This is a genomic window from Mucilaginibacter frigoritolerans (genome assembly GCF_007830615.1).
Classification (GTDB): Bacteria; Bacteroidota; Bacteroidia; order Sphingobacteriales; family Sphingobacteriaceae; genus Mucilaginibacter; species Mucilaginibacter frigoritolerans.
Genome location: NZ_VLLI01000004.1, coordinates 139,010 through 154,978, shown reverse-complemented (window position 1 = coordinate 154,978; position 15,969 = coordinate 139,010). Strand labels below are relative to the sequence as shown.

15 protein-coding genes are annotated in these 15,969 nt (G+C 37.2%); 12 read left to right on the top strand and 3 right to left on the bottom strand.

Annotated elements, in window-relative coordinates:
• The first annotated feature begins 9 nt into the window (after positions 1 to 9).
• The 3 genes from JN11_RS08320 (at position 10) to JN11_RS08310 (ending at position 1,424) form a co-directional block, all read left to right on the top strand.
• Positions 10 to 390: a hypothetical protein gene (locus JN11_RS08320; protein WP_144911567.1), complete on the top strand. Its 381-nt coding sequence runs from the start codon at positions 10 to 12 to the stop codon at positions 388 to 390.
• Positions 387 to 1,043, top strand: coding sequence for an ATP-binding cassette domain-containing protein (locus tag JN11_RS08315; protein ID WP_144911565.1), 657 nt, complete (start codon positions 387 to 389; stop codon positions 1,041 to 1,043). Before JN11_RS08320 ends, JN11_RS08315 begins: the two co-directional genes overlap by 4 nt.
• A 138-nt stretch (positions 1,044 to 1,181) precedes the next feature.
• Positions 1,182 to 1,424 (top strand): hypothetical protein, encoded by a 243-nt coding sequence (locus tag JN11_RS08310; protein ID WP_144911563.1) that lies wholly within the window; start codon positions 1,182 to 1,184, stop codon positions 1,422 to 1,424.
• Here the strand turns inward: JN11_RS08310 and JN11_RS08305 are convergent.
• Positions 1,421 to 2,464, bottom strand: a complete 1,044-nt coding sequence (locus JN11_RS08305; RefSeq protein WP_144911562.1) for a glycosyltransferase family 61 protein — start codon at positions 2,462 to 2,464, stop codon at positions 1,421 to 1,423. The two genes, JN11_RS08310 and JN11_RS08305, sit on opposite strands and share 4 nt — an antisense overlap.
• A 180-nt stretch (positions 2,465 to 2,644) precedes the next feature.
• Between JN11_RS08305 and JN11_RS08300 the strand changes: the two genes are divergently transcribed.
• The 7 genes from JN11_RS08300 (at position 2,645) to JN11_RS08270 (ending at position 11,455) form a co-directional block, all read left to right on the top strand.
• On the top strand, positions 2,645 to 3,727 hold the full coding sequence (locus tag JN11_RS08300; protein ID WP_144911560.1) for a glycosyltransferase: 1,083 nt from the start codon (positions 2,645 to 2,647) through the stop codon (positions 3,725 to 3,727).
• Positions 3,728 to 3,828: 101 nt separating this feature from the next.
• Positions 3,829 to 4,530: a glycosyltransferase gene (locus tag JN11_RS08295; protein ID WP_170227718.1), complete on the top strand. Its 702-nt coding sequence runs from the start codon at positions 3,829 to 3,831 to the stop codon at positions 4,528 to 4,530.
• A 218-nt stretch (positions 4,531 to 4,748) separates the two neighbouring features.
• Positions 4,749 to 6,341, top strand: coding sequence for a vitamin K epoxide reductase family protein (locus JN11_RS08290; RefSeq protein ID WP_144911556.1), 1,593 nt, complete (start codon positions 4,749 to 4,751; stop codon positions 6,339 to 6,341).
• A gap of 326 nt (positions 6,342 to 6,667) precedes the next feature.
• Entirely contained in the window at positions 6,668 to 6,964 is a 297-nt protein-coding gene (locus tag JN11_RS08285) for a hypothetical protein (protein ID WP_144911554.1), read from the top strand.
• A gap of 104 nt (positions 6,965 to 7,068) precedes the next feature.
• Complete coding sequence (locus JN11_RS08280; RefSeq protein WP_144911552.1) at positions 7,069 to 7,935, top strand: DUF6625 family protein; 867 nt, start codon at positions 7,069 to 7,071, stop codon at positions 7,933 to 7,935.
• Positions 7,925 to 10,102 carry a peptidase domain-containing ABC transporter gene (locus JN11_RS08275; protein WP_144911550.1) on the top strand — a complete coding sequence of 726 codons (2,178 nt, stop codon included), beginning with the start codon at positions 7,925 to 7,927 and terminating at the stop codon, positions 10,100 to 10,102. The genes JN11_RS08280 and JN11_RS08275 overlap by 11 nt, the downstream gene beginning before the upstream one ends.
• Positions 10,103 to 10,153: 51 nt before the next feature.
• Positions 10,154 to 11,455, top strand: a complete 1,302-nt coding sequence (locus JN11_RS08270) for an HlyD family secretion protein (RefSeq protein WP_144911548.1) — start codon at positions 10,154 to 10,156, stop codon at positions 11,453 to 11,455.
• A 38-nt stretch (positions 11,456 to 11,493) separates the two neighbouring features.
• On the opposite strand, the gene JN11_RS08265 is transcribed toward JN11_RS08270, so the two are convergent.
• Positions 11,494 to 13,146: an ArnT family glycosyltransferase gene (locus JN11_RS08265; RefSeq protein WP_144911546.1), complete on the bottom strand. Its 1,653-nt coding sequence runs from the start codon at positions 13,144 to 13,146 to the stop codon at positions 11,494 to 11,496.
• A gap of 340 nt (positions 13,147 to 13,486) precedes the next feature.
• Here JN11_RS08265 and JN11_RS08260 point away from each other — a divergent pair, with 340 nt between their 5' ends.
• Together JN11_RS08260 and JN11_RS08255 are read left to right on the top strand one after the other, a co-directional pair.
• Entirely contained in the window at positions 13,487 to 14,026 is a 540-nt protein-coding gene (locus JN11_RS08260) for a DUF2911 domain-containing protein (RefSeq protein WP_144911544.1), read from the top strand.
• A gap of 87 nt (positions 14,027 to 14,113) precedes the next feature.
• Positions 14,114 to 15,205, top strand: a complete 1,092-nt coding sequence (locus JN11_RS08255; protein ID WP_144911543.1) for a DUF3810 domain-containing protein — start codon at positions 14,114 to 14,116, stop codon at positions 15,203 to 15,205.
• Positions 15,206 to 15,226: 21 nt separating this feature from the next.
• Here JN11_RS08255 and JN11_RS08250 read toward each other — a convergent pair whose 3' ends face one another.
• Positions 15,227 to 15,745, bottom strand: coding sequence for a hypothetical protein (locus tag JN11_RS08250; protein WP_144911540.1), 519 nt, complete (start codon positions 15,743 to 15,745; stop codon positions 15,227 to 15,229).
• Positions 15,746 to 15,969: the final 224 nt, after the last annotated feature.

Below are 15,969 nucleotides of genomic sequence, written 5' to 3'. Positions count from 1 at the left end.
TAATCCTAAATGCGTGCACTTAAACTTATTGCCCGGTTTTATTTTGATCTGTTTTTGGCTGATTTCCTGGTATCGCTAAGCTGCGTTTTTCTTTTAGCACATTTGGGTAATGACGCTTATAAAATTATTGGCGTATTGTTTTGGTATAAGGTAATCACCATAGCCCTTGTGTTTTACGGTGCATTGTTTTACAAAAAGAATGAGTTGTATTATTATCAGAGTCTGGGTGTTTCCAAAATACAGTTGCTGATTGCTACTTCAGTAATTGATTTTTTAATCTGGCTGCTACTTATCATCATTCAAATGAGTGCGGGTATACCGGGATACATCTTAAACCTTATACTGGGGTTTGTTTTATTGCTGCATTTATACCTGTACACCAAAAAATGATACACACCCTTGAAGCAGACGGCATTCAGCTTGATTTTGGCTTGCGCCGGATATTATCAGACGTTTATTTAAAATGCGAAACCGGAAAAATAACCGGTCTGTTAGGTCGCAATGGTCAGGGCAAAAGCTGTTTGATGAATATCATGCTGGGAACACTCAACGCTGGCAGCAACTCGGTAAGGTTTGATGGTAGCGTGATCCATAAAGCGGGTAAAAAGCCTCATTTGCTATTATATCTTCCGCAATTTAATTTCATCCCTAAATCATTTACTATTTATACTGTTCTAAATGATTTCCAGCTCAGCATGGATGATTTTATTTATCGCTTTCCGGATTTTAAGGACCGCCGGCATGAAAGGGTAAGTAACCTTTCCGGGGGGCAATGGCGCACACTCGAAATTTATATTATCGTAAAAACGCCCTCGCTGTTTGCCATGCTCGATGAGCCCTTTACACACCTCAATCCTATCCAGATTGATAACGTAAAGCAGTTTATGCTGGAAGAAAAAGCCAACAAAGGCATGTTGATTACAGATCATATGTACAACCATCTGCTGGAAGTAAGCGACACCGTATACCTGTTAAAAGATGCCAAAACGCACCCAATAAAAACTATTTTTGAGCTGGATGAACTCGGCTATGTAAATTTATAAACAAGCAAAAATTAGTTATACATCTACAAAAACACCACCTTTAATATCAATTAAATATTAACAAATTGCAATTAACTTCAAATTTCTTAACTTAACTATAATTTATATTTTATAATTTGTTAACGTATTTTCGCCGATATGTTTAAAAGCAATTTGCCCGTTTATGCCATTGTTGAGTTGTTGATGCTTTTAGCAAATATTGATCAATCGATAGGGAGTTATAAGGATCATAGTATTAAGGATGATGAGGTGAAAGTTAAAACCACAGGTGGTATACTTTACTTTCCAAAAAACATTATCATGCAGCAATTTGAAAACCCGGAGCTGGTTAGTGCAGATGATTTAAATGATTTGATCAATACCTTTAAACCCATTCGCTAATGAGTGTTGCACCCATTAAGCATCAGTACCAAATTCTTTTCAAATAAGGCGGCGTCAATAATATACTCTCCTTCAAAATAATCTTCACGTCCATGTGTTTTACACGATTGGTGGTAATAATTTATCTCCAGTGCTTCGGCCATGTACCAAAACAAAGGACTGGGATGATTCAATTCATTGGTTTGATTTTTATGGAGTTCGAGGAGCGCGCTACCTTTACGCATAAATAACAGGTTGGTTAAGCCGGATCCGTGTGTGCCTATCAAATATTTCACATCACTAAAAATAGCCACTTGTTTTAAAAACGTATAATGCTCCGGATGAAAAATAGTAAAATCATACTTTTTCAAAACAGCTAAAATTTCTGCTTCATTTACTACTGCCCGTCTTCCCGCCAGCTCCCGGCTAACATATAATTTTTCTATTTTTTGTACGGTAAGTCTTTTTTCTTTTAATACATAATTGCGGTAAAAGTTGCTTACCTGTTTTAAATGCTTTTTGTTATACGAGTCGCAAAGTGGCTTTATTTGCGGCAGACAAAGATTCTTAACCAACAGACTTTTCCCATTGGCAATAAACATCAGGTTCTTCACCTTAAAAGGCTCTATAGATCCCATTATAAAATCGGCATCTTTATAATATTCAGGCAACACTAAAACAAGTTTATCCAATTGATGCCTTACCATCCATAGCCTGAAAATGGATTCGCAAATCCAATGGTAATAATTAAACCATGGGTGGTGAATAGCCAGATAAGTTTGGTCGTTATCAAGTGTTATCAGGTTTTCGGGGTGTTCTTCCGCGTCTAAATAATATTTGCCGGCCTCGTTAAGATAATAATCATGCTGCTGCGGATAATTATGATGGCATTCTTTTATCAGCCCCTTGCTGTTCAGACAAAAACCAGAAAAGCCCACAAATACGTTCTTAAGCTTCCTGATTTTTTGCGGTGCCAGCTCATATTGCTGGTAGGGTTGGTAAAGCTGCAATTCATCGGCTCCTATATTTAACGGAAGAGGAACGTTGATCTTTTTATTCATCGGTTCAGGTTATCGGCAATTTAGGTGGAGAAAAAATCTGATGCAAAATATCGCATAAAAAATGAGAACAATTAACTATCCGGCAATATTTTTTTTCAATAACAATATCTACAAGGCAGTTTGATATGTTAAATTTAATTAATAGTTTCGTTTTATAAACCCTATCGCAATAATCCTTACATGAAAAAAGTACTTTTAGTAACGGATGTTAGTTTCTGGGAAAAATGCTCGGGTCACCGCATGCGCATTTCGGCGCTAATTGCTTACCTGGCCAGCCACGTACAGTTAACTGTGGTTAATACCGGCCCTGCTCCCGAAAATATAGAGCAAATATTAAGTGCCGAATACAGTGCCGAATTCCATATCCTCGAAAAAAAGCGATATCTCGACTCCAACAGTTACGGCCGAAAGCTAAAAGCTTTTTTGAAAAACCGCCATTTTGATACCCTGATTATTGAATACATACACAGCAGTTACTTTTTAAACTTTTTGAGGGAAGATGTTAAACTGATTCTGGATGCGCACGATATTATCAGCGAGCGTACAGCTCAGTTTAAAAGGTTTAATTATGCAGGCGCCCTTTATGAGCTACCCCGTGAAACAGAAAACGAAATATTTAATGTTTATGATAAAATAATGGTGCTTTGCGCTCCCGATTATGAGCAAATAAATACCATGATAGGACCTGGTAAAGCACTTTTATGCCCACATCCGCATCAAATTCATCACCATTCCATCAGCAAGGAGGTTAAAAACATTGTATTTATTGCAAGTGCTTATTTACCCAATAAGGATGGGATCAACTTTTTCATCAATAACTGCTGGCCCGCTATTAGTGAAAAAAGTGCAATGCAGTTATCTATATATGGTACAGTAGCCGAAGGCGTAGTCATAAACAATCAAAAAAACATCAGCATTAAAGGCTTTGAACCCGACATTAATAAAATTTACGAAGAAGCAGATATCGTGATAAATCCTGTACGTTTTGGGGCAGGTCTCAAAATTAAAAATGTAGAGGCCCTGGCGTATGGCCGCCCGTTAGTGACTACCCCACATGGCGCCAGGGGTATTGAGGCGGGACAAGATCATGCATTTTTAGTAGCTAATGATGCTATTGGTTTTATTAATGCAATAGCATCACTTATTGAAAGCAATGAGCTGAGAACTTATCTCAGCCATAACGCGATGACGTTTATAGCGGAAAACTTTAATGTTAATACCTGCTTTGAACCACTGCTTGAAGAAATAAACAAAAACCAATAAACCACCATGAACTGCACTTTTGTTACCTATTTAGGGACTGATAGCTTTTTACCCGGAGTATTGGCCCTTAATCAAGGCATAACAAAAATTATGGTTTACTGGTGCTTATTACTGAAAACATCACTCAAAAAAGCATTGATTTTCTCAAGGCAAAAGGACTAAAATATAAAACCGTACAAGCTATTGAAAACCCTCATAAGCTGGAAAACGATGAAAGAAATTTTAAACTGATGTTTACCAAACTACACATATTTGAACTGTATGAATATGACAAAGTGGTTTATATTGATGCCGATATGCTGGTTTGCAATAATATTGAAGAGCTTTTTAACCATGATGACCTATCGGCTGTTGTGGCTGGTGGCTTGTATCCAGGGCATGAATCATGGATTGATTTTAATGCCGGCTTTTTAGTAGTTGAGCCAAATGAAGACAGATTCAATAAATTAATAAAATCGATCAGTGAACTACCCTCAAAAGACGGCGGCGACCAGGGGTTTTTAAATGTTTATTACAGCAATTGGCCAACCAATAAACAACTTCATCTTGATCACCGGTTTAATGTACCCTCGGGATATATTGATGAATATTGCAGGTTACCCGATTATTATTTTGAATACAAAAGACGATCATTGCGTACCAATATTGCTGTAATACATTATTGGGGTAAATACAAACCCTGGGAAATTGATTTAAAAATACTGAAACGAAAGAGCGATATTAAATGGGAGCAATCGTTAATTTTATGGTGGGATGTTTTTGAAAAAACTATAAATGATTCCCACCCTAATTTACTGGCATAAAAATTAACCGTTACAAGAATAACTAACAGTTCTGATTAATTATATAAAAATAATTTTCTAATATTAATTAAAAATACATAAGTTTAAACCACCAATTAGAATACCCTATTATTCTACATAATAATTATTTATAAATTAAAGCACACAGAATAATGTGTTAAGTTTTCTTTGCGCTTTAATAAATAGTTTATTTATTTACAGATTAAAACTAAACCTTAATGCTGTCATTTACCAAACACCCTAACGCCGAAGCAGCTGTATTTAAACTACTTAAATACTTAAAAATCAACATCGAACCTGAGTTAATTTCTTCAGAGATGTTCAGACATCCTGATTATCCAAGTATGCTTGCCATAAGCGACGTTTTGAATGCTTTAAATATTGAAAATGCAGCTTTCCGCGTTGAAGCAGAAGAAATTGACAGTGTACCCTGTCCTTTCATAGCCTATGCTAAATCAAACGGCGGTGAATTTTGGGTAGTCACCGAAATCAACAAAGACTTTCTTTTGGTTTCGAGCGAAAAATGGGAGAAACATAAACTGGAAACAGAAGCATTCAAAAAAATATTTGGCGGCATAGTGTTAACGGCAGAACCATCAAATGCTTTTACCAAAACCACCACCTTCGCTACATTTTTATCAGAATTTAAGACTCTTTTATTGGCCATTGGCTTGTTGCTTGTACTGGCATCGGCACTGGTATTTCATTCAACTTACTTTACAACCATTACCTGGCAATCATTAGCGCTGGCTTTATTTAAAACCGCCGGGCTGGTTACTTCTGTTTTATTGCTGATACAGTCTATTGATGGGAATAACCCTTTGATCCAAAAACTGTGTCAAAACAAGGGGAAAACCAATTGTAACGCCATATTATCATCAAAAGCGGCAAAAGTATTTGATTGGCTTACCTGGAGCGAGGTAGGCTTTTTTTATTTTTCAGGCACCTGGTTACTGCTATTGTTCAGCAACGGCTCAACTGCAATATGGCAGGTACTGGCTTTGTTAAACCTGGTTAGTTTACCTTATACCTTTTACTCAATTTACTACCAGGCAAGGGTTGCTAAAAAATGGTGCGTATTATGCTGTACCGTACAGGCATTGTTATGGCTGGAGTTCGTTCCGCTTCTTTCTGTTGCATTTAAATCACCGCTTATTATACCGGACGCCGGAGTATGGAGTGCTGTTATTATCAGTTTTTTATTGCCCATAATTTTATGGGCATTTGTAAAACCCTTGTTTTTAGAAATACAACAGTTACCTCCCTTAAAAAAACAGTTAAGAACATTTAAATATAATAACGATCTGTTTAATCAGCTGCTTACCTCCCAGCCTAAATATGCACAACCTGATGAAGAATGGAGTATTGTTTTAGGCAATGTGGAAGCAAACAATATCATTACCATGGTTACTAATCCTTATTGTCCGCCATGTTCCGCAACGCACAAACTGCTTGATGACCTGCTGAATCAGAACGGTGACATACAGGCGCGGATAGTATTTACGGCACAAAATATTGATGATGATATAAAAACACCGGTAAGCCGCCACCTGATGGCATTAAATGCAAATGCTGACAAAGCCAATGTAAAACAAGCATTGCATGACTGGTATGAACAAAAACAAAAAAACTATAATGAGTGGGCAAAAATTTATCCGGTACAATTAAATGAAGCTGATTTTTATAAGCTGGACAAACAACATGAGTGGTGCCAAATGGCAGAGGTTACCGCTACGCCAACATTATTGCTTAACGGTTACCGTCTGCCTCAAATATACCAGCTACCCGATTTAAAGTACATGCTTCAGTAAAAGCGTTGCAACAAACAATACTTATGCGCAAAGCAAAGGAACATGCACTTTACATTACATGCTGCTTAAATTGAAAGCGTGGCATTAGTAAATATCTGAATTATTAGCGGAGCTTACAACATATCAAGAAATATACATAGTTAACCAAACCCTGATTAAGTAATCAGCAAGTCGTAAAAACATCTAACTATAAAATATTAAAGGGCTATCTGAAAAGCCAAAGGCACTTATGCGCAAAAGTAAAGGAGCATGCCCTTTTCAATACATGCCGTTTTGTAACCGGGGCGACGCCGGTGATTTATTAATCAACTCAATATCTAAAAACAATGAGAACAAAAAAATTGAGCTTTAAAGGCGTAAAGAATGCCTTAAGCAGAACTGAGTTAAGAAACATCATGGCCGGCAGTAGCGGTGGCGGCGGTGGTGGTGGTACCGGTGGCGGCTGCCCAATTCCATGCGCCCCAAATTGTGTAAACTCTGTGTTAGTTTACTGTCGCAATAGCTCAGGTGCAAATATAGGTACCACGTTGGCCACTACCTGCAATTCTGAAGGCCAGTTACAGGCATGCTATACTGCAGGCTATTCAAGTACTGTAAGCACTAATTCAGATTGCACCTGCTAAGGGTACTATTTTAATTTAATAAAAGGCTGCCCTGGGGTGGCCTTTTTATTAAATTATTAAAGTTCTCTTTTGTGCAGTATTGCAAAACTCAAGGCTTATTTTATATGACAACTAAGAAGAAAATTGCATTACTGGTTTGTTATTTTGGGAAGCTACCCTGGTATTTCGATTATTTTGTACACTCGTGCAAATACAACCCTTCTGTTGATTTTTTTGTTTATATAGACGATAATGACTATAAGAAAGAAACGTCAAAGAATGTAAAAATCATCCCCTCAACATTAAAAAACATAAGCGATTTAGCCTCGGCCAAATTAGGTTTTGAAGTCGACATTCAATACGGCTATAAACTATGTGATTTTAAACCTGCTTATGGAGTCATTTTTTCGGATATTTTAAAAGATTATGATTTTTGGGGCCATTGCGATATAGATATTATTTTTGGAGATATACGCGAGTTCATCACCGATGAATTACTCAGCAATTACGAGTTGATAAGCGTAAGGCACGATTGGCTTTCCGGATGTTTTCTTCTTTATAAAAACATCCCTAAAATAAACACACTGTTTTTACACAGTAAGGATTATAAAATGGTATTTACCAGTTATCATCATTATTGTTTTGACGAAACCAACTTTGCTCATGATGCTTTTACCGAAGGAAAAGAATGGCACCAGGTACCTACACGCATTGAAAGCATGATGCATGTAGTTAAAAGACTAGAAGCCGAAAATTATATAAAACCATTTTTTGAATTCTTTATTATTGAAGGCTTGCCCGGAAAATTAAAATGGGAAACTGGAAAAATGTATTACCGTAATAAGTATGAAATACTGCTTTATCACCTTATCTACTTTAAAAAACAGTATATTCAAACATTAAAGAAGGAGGCTATACCTGATTTATTTAAAATCAGCCCTTCTAAAATATATCATTGTAAAAATCCTAAACTGATAATCAATGAGTTTTAAATTCTATAAACAATTTGATGCCATGGACTGCGGTCCAACTTGCCTCCGTATGATTGCCAAACATTACGGGCGTAACTTTAAGCAACAAACGCTAAATAAGCTTTGTGAAATTAACCGTGAGGGCGTTTCCCTTTTAGGTATAAGTGATGCCGCCGAAAAAATAGGTTTCCGTTCATTGGGAGTTAAAATAACTACCGAACAATTAAAACAAGCCGAACTGCCTTGTATTTTGCATTGGCGGCAATACCATTTTGTTGTACTTTATAAGATTAAAAATCATAAATATTACCTTGCTGACCCTGCAACCGGGTTAATTACTATTGACGAGGCCGACTTTACCCGCAACTGGCTTGGAGATAAAGAAACAAACGAGGGCATTGCCCTGCTGCTTACCCCATCGCCTCAGTTTTATGAACAGGAGGATGAAAAAAGCAGTGAAGTACGCTGGTCGTTCCTGCTGCGATATTTAATTATATACCGCAAGCTGGTTATACAATTATTGTTCGGTTTGGGTATTGGCAGCCTGTTGCAGTTAATTACACCATTTTTAACACAATCAATTGTTGATATTGGCATTAACACCCGTAACCTGGGCTTTATTTATATTATTCTTATAGCCCAAATAGCGCTCATTATAGGCAGGGCAAGTGTGGAGTTTATACGCTCGTGGATATTACTGCATATCAGTACCCGGATCAATATATCTATCTTAACCGACTTTTTAATTAAACTCATGAAACTACCCATGAGCTTTTTTGATACCAAAATGACCGGCGATATTATGCAGCGCATGAATGACCAGCGCAGCATTCAATCATTTTTAACAGGGTCAACCTTAACTACCATATTCTCCATGTTTAACCTGCTGGTTTTTTCGGTTGTACTGGCTTACTATAATATTACCATATTTTTCGTTTACGCCTTAAGCAGTATACTTTATACCTGTTGGATAATACTTTTTTTAAGCCGTCGTCGGGCGCTCAATTATAAAAGTTTTGAAGTTGCTGCCAAAAACCAAAGCAGCATTATACAGCTCATAGGCGGTATGCAGGAAATAAAACTAAACAACTGCGAGCAGCAAAAACGCTGGGAATGGGAGCACATACAAGCCCGCTTATTTAAATTTAACGTAAAATCACTGGCCCTTAGTCAATATCAACAGGGTGGTGCAACTTTTATTAATGAAGGTAAAAACATATTTATAACTTTTTTAAGTGCCGAAGCGGTAATAAACGGTAACTTAACCTTGGGAGCAATGGTGGCTGTGCAATATATTGTTGGTCAGCTCAGCAGCCCTATTGAGCAATTACTGGGTTTTATACAAAGCTTTCAGGATGCTAAAATAAGTCTGGAACGTTTAAACGAGATCCACCAAATGGCTGATGAGGAACCTGCCGGAAAAGAGTGGAATAATAACATTCCTGAAAATAAAAGTTTAACCATCAGCAATCTCACCTTTCGTTATCCGGGTGCAGGTAACGAACCTGTACTGGAAAATATTGATCTCCATATTCCGCAAGGTAAAACAACAGCTATTGTTGGCATGAGCGGCAGCGGAAAAACAACCATACTTAAACTACTGCTCCGTTTTTATGAGCCACAAAAAGGCGATATAAAGGTTGGGGAGCAATTGATCAGCAATATTAGTTTTAAAACATGGCGCGGTCAGTGTGGTGTGGTAATGCAGGATGGTTTTATTTTTTCGGATAGCATTGAACGTAATATAGCCGTTGGCGATGAATACCCTGACAAGGTTAAATTAAGGCACGCCATAAAGGTTGCCAATATTCAGGATTTTATTGATGATTTGCCGCTGGGACTAAACACCAAAATAGGTTCTGAAGGTAACGGCATAAGCCAGGGACAAAGGCAGCGAATGCTTATTGCACGTGCTGTTTACAAAGACCCGCAATACATATTTTTTGATGAGGCTACTAATGCCCTCGATGCCAATAACGAGCGGGTGATTATGAACAACTTGCAGGAGTTTTTTACAGGTCGCACAGTAATTATTGTTGCACACAGGCTAAGTACTGTTAGCAATGCCGATAACATTATTGTGCTGGATAAAGGACGCATAATTGAACAAGGCACCCACTATGACTTAACCGCTTTAAAAGGTGACTATTATAAATTGGTCAAAAATCAACTGGAATTAGGAACCTGATAAACTACCGGCTAATTTTATTTACGTCACATTTATTTAAATCAATTTTCAATGCCATCCATATATAATTACGATAATGAAACCGCCCGGCATACCGAAGATATGCAGGACATTATTACTGCAGTACCTTCGTGGGTGCTTAGATATGGCATCACCATGTTTTTTGGCGTTTTGGTATTGATTATCGGTCTCTCGGCATTTATCCGTTATCCGGATATTGTGAAAGCACAATTAAAGGTTGATTCACCCAACTCACCTAAACCAGTGGTATCAAAAATATCGGGAAAACTGGTTAAACTACTGGTAGCAGAAAACGAAATGGTTAAAACCGGGCAGCCACTGGGCTATCTGGAAAGTACGGCTAATCACACAAAAGTGCTCGCCCTACTTACTAATCTGAAAACAATGCAGTCTGAAGTTTTACAAAACAAAACACTGGGCACTGCACTTTTTAACCAGGCCGACAATTTGCAGTTCGGTGAGTTACAATCAGCTTATCAGGTATTTTTCCAGGAATATCTAGCCTATAAATCATCCGTTGAAAATGGTTTTTTACTAAAAAAGAAAACTTACCTCCAGAAAGACCTGGCTAATCTAGCACAGCAACAACAGCAGCTGGAGGTTGAAAAATCTATTGAGCAAAGGGATTTTAATTTGGCCAGCGATGAATATGAAATGCACAAAAAACTCACCCAGCAAAAGGTTGAAACCTTAGCGGAGTTAAGGCAGGAAGAAAGTAAATATCTGGCAAAAAAAACACCATTGGCACAAACCGAATCGGCTTTAATTACAGGGGCCAATAACTATACTGCCAAACAAGGCGAAATATTGGAACTGGACAACCAGGTACAGGAAGAAAAAGGAAAATTCCTACAGGCACTTAACAGCCTGATCAGTACTGCCGAAGATTGGAAAAGCAGGTATGTATTGGTGGCATCGCAAAGCGGTAAGCTTTCATTTGCAGGCATTATACAGGAAAACCAGGTGCTTACTCCCAACCAGGAGGTATTTTACATTAACCCCGGGAACGAAGCTTTTTTTGGGGAAATGGCCATATCACAGGGCAACATGGGTAAGGTAAAAGAAGGGCAACAGGTATTGGTAAAACTAAGAAGCTATCCGTTTGAAGAATATGGGATGATAAGAGGGCGAATAAGGTATATTTCAGATATCCCTTTCAAAGACAGCGTATTTATATCAAAGGTTGATTTTAAAATAAAAAATACCTCCGATCTTAAAAAACCCATCATCTTAAAACAGGGAATGATGGCAGATGCGGAGATTATCACACAGGATGCTACCATATTACAACGTCTTACCCGCGATTTCTTTAAAATCATAAGCAATAAATAAAATACATCATTACGGTTTAATATTTTATTATATACAAATTATTTGGTTATTAAATAAACATGATCAAGCACTTTATACCTTGTTGATTTATTAATAAATGCAGGCAAAATGTTTTCTTGCGGATAATCAATAAATGATCTTACTATTCTGAAAGGGGTATGTATTTGTGTCAGATAATTTACCGATTGCTGATCAGCATAAAAGAGAGACGCTTCTTTGGGTGTAAATTTATTAAATTGATCTAAAGGTATCAGGTCAACAGATTTGTTGCAATAAAACTGAAAAATATTGTTTCCTGCTTTAAGCGAATAAACCGGAAAATTACTTAATGGCTTTAGGTTAGCATATTCTGCAGCCGTTATTTCACCCTTATAGGGAATAATTACCCTATAGATAATAGCATTCAAATAAAAGCAAACGAATAAGGCTGAAGCAATACTAAAAAAGAAGGTTTTTTTGTAAGCCTCTTTAAAATTTATCGGGATGAAAATCACAAAGATTCCCAACAAAATACAATCAGCTCCAAAAAATATATCGTGAGCAGGCCTTAATAAAAAATTAAGAACGATAACAATAATAGTTAACAGCACTATATAAATCCATTGTGCAGCAAGCCTGAATTTTGCTTCGGAACGACTTATTTGATTGTAACAGAATGGCGCTGTTATAATTGCAAATAACGGAAAAACGGCATTGGTATAAAACGGCAACTGAAAGCGCGACAATGAAAACAGCAACAGCAATAGCCCTCCCCCGCATAAAGAATAATACTCGGCTAGCTTTTTACCTTTAAAAATATCCTTTATGTTTTTAAAAAGCACATAGTAAAAAATCAGGCACCACGGTCCAAAGGCCCATAACAAGGTATGAACGAAAAAAAATACACTTCCGGATGCTTTACGGCTAATAGGGCCATTATTTACAAACCGACCAAACTGACTGTCCCATAAAAACCATTTTATACCTGATACATTGTGTACCCCAAAAACAGTTTTTTCGGGATGAAGATCAAATTGCAGGTACAAAGAATAAAGCTCAGGCAGGGTAAATACAACGGTGAGTAATCCCAACATTAGCCATTTTAGCTTAAAGAGTTCTTTAAACCTTTTCTGAAATATTAATTGCCCGACTAAGCTTCCGTAAATAGCAATAATAACAAATAGCCCTTTGGTCATTAAGGCACATGCGGTAAGCAATGCGGCCAAAAAGAGATCGGCTATGGTAAACCTATTTTCGAGCTGGCTGATGTGATAAATACTGCCTGTAATTAAGGCCATTAAATAAGGCTCGGCCCTTATATCTGTGTTGGAAAGCATTACATGCAGCGCGGTCATCAATATCAGCACAGCTATGGCAGCTATTTCCCGGCCATAATATTTACTTGCTAAAAGATAGGTATAAAGAAGACTAAGGCAAAAAAACAGCATAGCCGGCAAGCGGTATGCCCAGGTACTTACACCAAATAATTTAAAGCTTACCAATATCATCCAAAACGGGAAATGTGGCTTATCCAGCCAGTCCTGATTATAGGTAAATAATTGAAAAAACTCTTTTTTATGAAGCAAGTTTTTAGCTATCGAAGCATATAACCCCTGATCATCAGAAAAAAAGTCAAGATTAATACCAGCAAAATTTATTATAAGTGCTAATACAAATATTAAAAAGTATACTATTTTTTTAGAATCATTCATTTACAATTGGTTGCCCTACTACTGGTAGTATGTTGGGCAAATATATGGCATACTCCGCTAAATGCTGATTATAGAAATAAAATTATGTACAGCTAACAAAAAGCCCCATGCCAGCTGACATGAGGCCAAAATCACAACAATTGTTTAACCTTTCGGTCAATTCCTAACTGCACTATGACTCTTTATTTCAAACAATAAAACACTTTATTGGTTTTTAATATCTGTACTGTTAACTAAAAAATAAATATTGTGTAACTAAAATCATATTTAACAGTCCACTATATAAAGTTGCTATTTCAGCATATATTTATCCCAATTTTAAACCAACAGCTTAATATTTATGAAAAAGTTATTTTTATTAAAAGCATTTGCCCTGGTTGCATTTGCTTTTTTAGTATCGTCAGTAGCTACGGCCCAAAACATGGCTAAAAAACCGGCAAGCCCACGTGATAGTGTTAGCGGAACTATTAGTGGTGCATCTGTTAAAATTTCTTATGGCAGCCCTTCAGTAAGGGGGCGTAAAATTTGGGGCGGCTTAGTACCTTACGACAAAGTTTGGCGCTTAGGGGCTAACCAAATGACCACGTTTGAAAGCAACCAAGACTTAAAAATTGAAGGCAAAACTTTACCTGCAGGCAAATACAGTGTATTTGCAACTCCAGGAGAAAAAGAGTGGACTATTATATTTAACTCCGTAACTAATCAATGGGGAATTAAAAATGGCGGTTCAGCAAATGATGATCCATCAAAAGATGTTTTAAAAGTAACCGTAAGCTCAATGAAATCTAAAGAATTTACTGAGGCTTTAACCTTTAAAATTGATTCAAAAGGCTTTGTAATACTTTGGGAAAACTTAGCAGTACCTGTTAAGGTTAAATAAGTAATTAAAAACGCATACAAAGCCTCCGGAGATAATCTCCGGGGGCTTTTTTATTTTAAGTTGATGACAATGCTATATTTGCTGTAAATGACGGGAAAGCTAAATAAACATAAAAAAAGCTTAAAAACAAGGTTCATCGCCATAGGCACACTTGCCATTGGTATATTTTTGCTGATGTTGTTTGCAGATCATCCCTTTGCTGTAGAGCATTATTATTCCAATGGTTTCTATCCAGTTGTTTGCCATATATTGCATCCGGTATTAAATTTATTCCCTTTTAGCTTTGGAGATCTGTTATACCTGGTAGTTACAGTCTACCTCATTTATGCTGTATTCAGGCTTATAAAACTCTTGTTTAAAAAAGATTTTAAGCAAGCCGGCATCCTGCTGCTTGGTTTTATAGCAGGTGTAGAAAGCGCAATGTTAATTTTTTATCTTTTTTGGGGGATGAATTATTTCAGGCTGCCGGCCGGTGAGCGTTTAAACCTGCGGGATACCAGCTACAGCACTGCCGATTTGAAAACGGTAACTACCATGCTGATTGATAGTGCAAACGCCTGCCGTGCCCGCATTACACCTGCGGACCTTGAACAAGATAACAGCACCATTTATAAAACCGCTATTGAGGCAGTAAGCAAGTTATCAGCTGATTCTGTAAACTTCCGAACCTACAGGCCCAATATTAAACCTTCTTTGTTAACACCATTGCTTAATTATATCGGCACTTCGGGTTATTACAATCCGTTTACCGGTGAGGCACAGCTTAATTGTCAGATGCCTGTATTTAACCGTCCGGTTATTGCCTGTCATGAAATGTCGCACCAAATGGGATATGGAGCTGAAGATGAAGCCGACTTCTCGGGCTTTTTGGCCGGCATTGGTTCGCATGATCGCTTACTGCGTTATTCGGCCTACCATTTAGCAGTTGACGAATTTATGCATGCTCTTTTTTATCGCGACAGTCTTGAAAACAAGGCGCTGAAGCCAAGGGTATCTACAGCCGTTCATCATGATTTTGTTATTGAACGTGCCTATTGGCTCTCTTATCAAAGCAAGATGGATGTAGTTAGCAGCATTTTTTATGATAGGTTTTTAAAAGTAAACAACCAGCCACAAGGACTTGCAACCTATAACCGGATGGTGTTATTGGTAATGGCTAAGTATAGAAAAAGCTTTTAGCCTGGTTATATTAAACCAAAACTACATTACCACTCCGTTTGAAGTAAAAAGCAATTTATTTTTACCTGAGCTTGCAGATGAAGCATACCCGTTTTCATTAATATAAAGCTTTTCGTTTTCGGCATTTACACGCAGGCTATCAACCAAAAAATCGCCGTTTAAACGTATCACTGCTACTGGTGCATTTACATCCAATTCGGCAGTAATATTATGTTCAAGCCCCATAGCTGCTTTATCATCCAGTTGGTGCACGTGAATAATAGTTGAGCCATCAGACCTTAATACTTTTACACTGTCTATTTTTTTTACAATCTGGTAGGGAGCTCCGGTTACAGGTTTATTGGATACAATAGTAACCGGAGAGCCATCAGTATCTTTAATATCCAGATCAATATCTAAAAATGACTGAACAGGTTCATTCGTATCATGATGAATTGAGTTTATCTTCAAAAACATCCTTTCATTTTCTCCTTCACCAACAAATATGGCTTTGCTGGGTACTATAAAAGCATTTGAGCCAATAACATATGCGTATTTCATAACTTTAGGTTTAATACCATAATGCACAAATACTTAAAATGTTTGAATTTATTTATATATTGCTTAATAATTAAGCAATAAAAATAAACAGGCAAAAAAAAATGCGTTCCGTATCTCACCCCGGAACGCACACAACATCATATCAAATAATGTTGATCAACTAAATCTCAGATGTCATGTTCAATAATCATCCAAGCTCTTTATTTATCTGCAAGCCTTTCGGC

Coding starts and splice junctions, on each gene's coding strand:
- JN11_RS08315 (WP_144911565.1), top strand. CDS start 387: ATGATACACACCCTTGAAGCAGACGGCATTCAGCTTGATTTTGGCTTG.
- JN11_RS08275 (WP_144911550.1), top strand. CDS start 7,925: ATGAGTTTTAAATTCTATAAACAATTTGATGCCATGGACTGCGGTCCA.
- JN11_RS08300 (WP_144911560.1), top strand. CDS start 2,645: ATGAAAAAAGTACTTTTAGTAACGGATGTTAGTTTCTGGGAAAAATGC.
- JN11_RS08250 (WP_144911540.1), bottom strand. CDS start 15,745: ATGAAATACGCATATGTTATTGGCTCAAATGCTTTTATAGTACCCAGC.
- JN11_RS08265 (WP_144911546.1), bottom strand. CDS start 13,146: ATGAATGATTCTAAAAAAATAGTATACTTTTTAATATTTGTATTAGCA.
- JN11_RS08285 (WP_144911554.1), top strand. CDS start 6,668: ATGAGAACAAAAAAATTGAGCTTTAAAGGCGTAAAGAATGCCTTAAGC.
- JN11_RS08320 (WP_144911567.1), top strand. CDS start 10: ATGCGTGCACTTAAACTTATTGCCCGGTTTTATTTTGATCTGTTTTTG.
- JN11_RS08260 (WP_144911544.1), top strand. CDS start 13,487: ATGAAAAAGTTATTTTTATTAAAAGCATTTGCCCTGGTTGCATTTGCT.
- JN11_RS08310 (WP_144911563.1), top strand. CDS start 1,182: ATGTTTAAAAGCAATTTGCCCGTTTATGCCATTGTTGAGTTGTTGATG.
- JN11_RS08255 (WP_144911543.1), top strand. CDS start 14,114: ATGACGGGAAAGCTAAATAAACATAAAAAAAGCTTAAAAACAAGGTTC.
- JN11_RS08305 (WP_144911562.1), bottom strand. CDS start 2,464: ATGAATAAAAAGATCAACGTTCCTCTTCCGTTAAATATAGGAGCCGAT.
- JN11_RS08290 (WP_144911556.1), top strand. CDS start 4,749: ATGCTGTCATTTACCAAACACCCTAACGCCGAAGCAGCTGTATTTAAA.
- JN11_RS08270 (WP_144911548.1), top strand. CDS start 10,154: ATGCCATCCATATATAATTACGATAATGAAACCGCCCGGCATACCGAA.
- JN11_RS08280 (WP_144911552.1), top strand. CDS start 7,069: ATGACAACTAAGAAGAAAATTGCATTACTGGTTTGTTATTTTGGGAAG.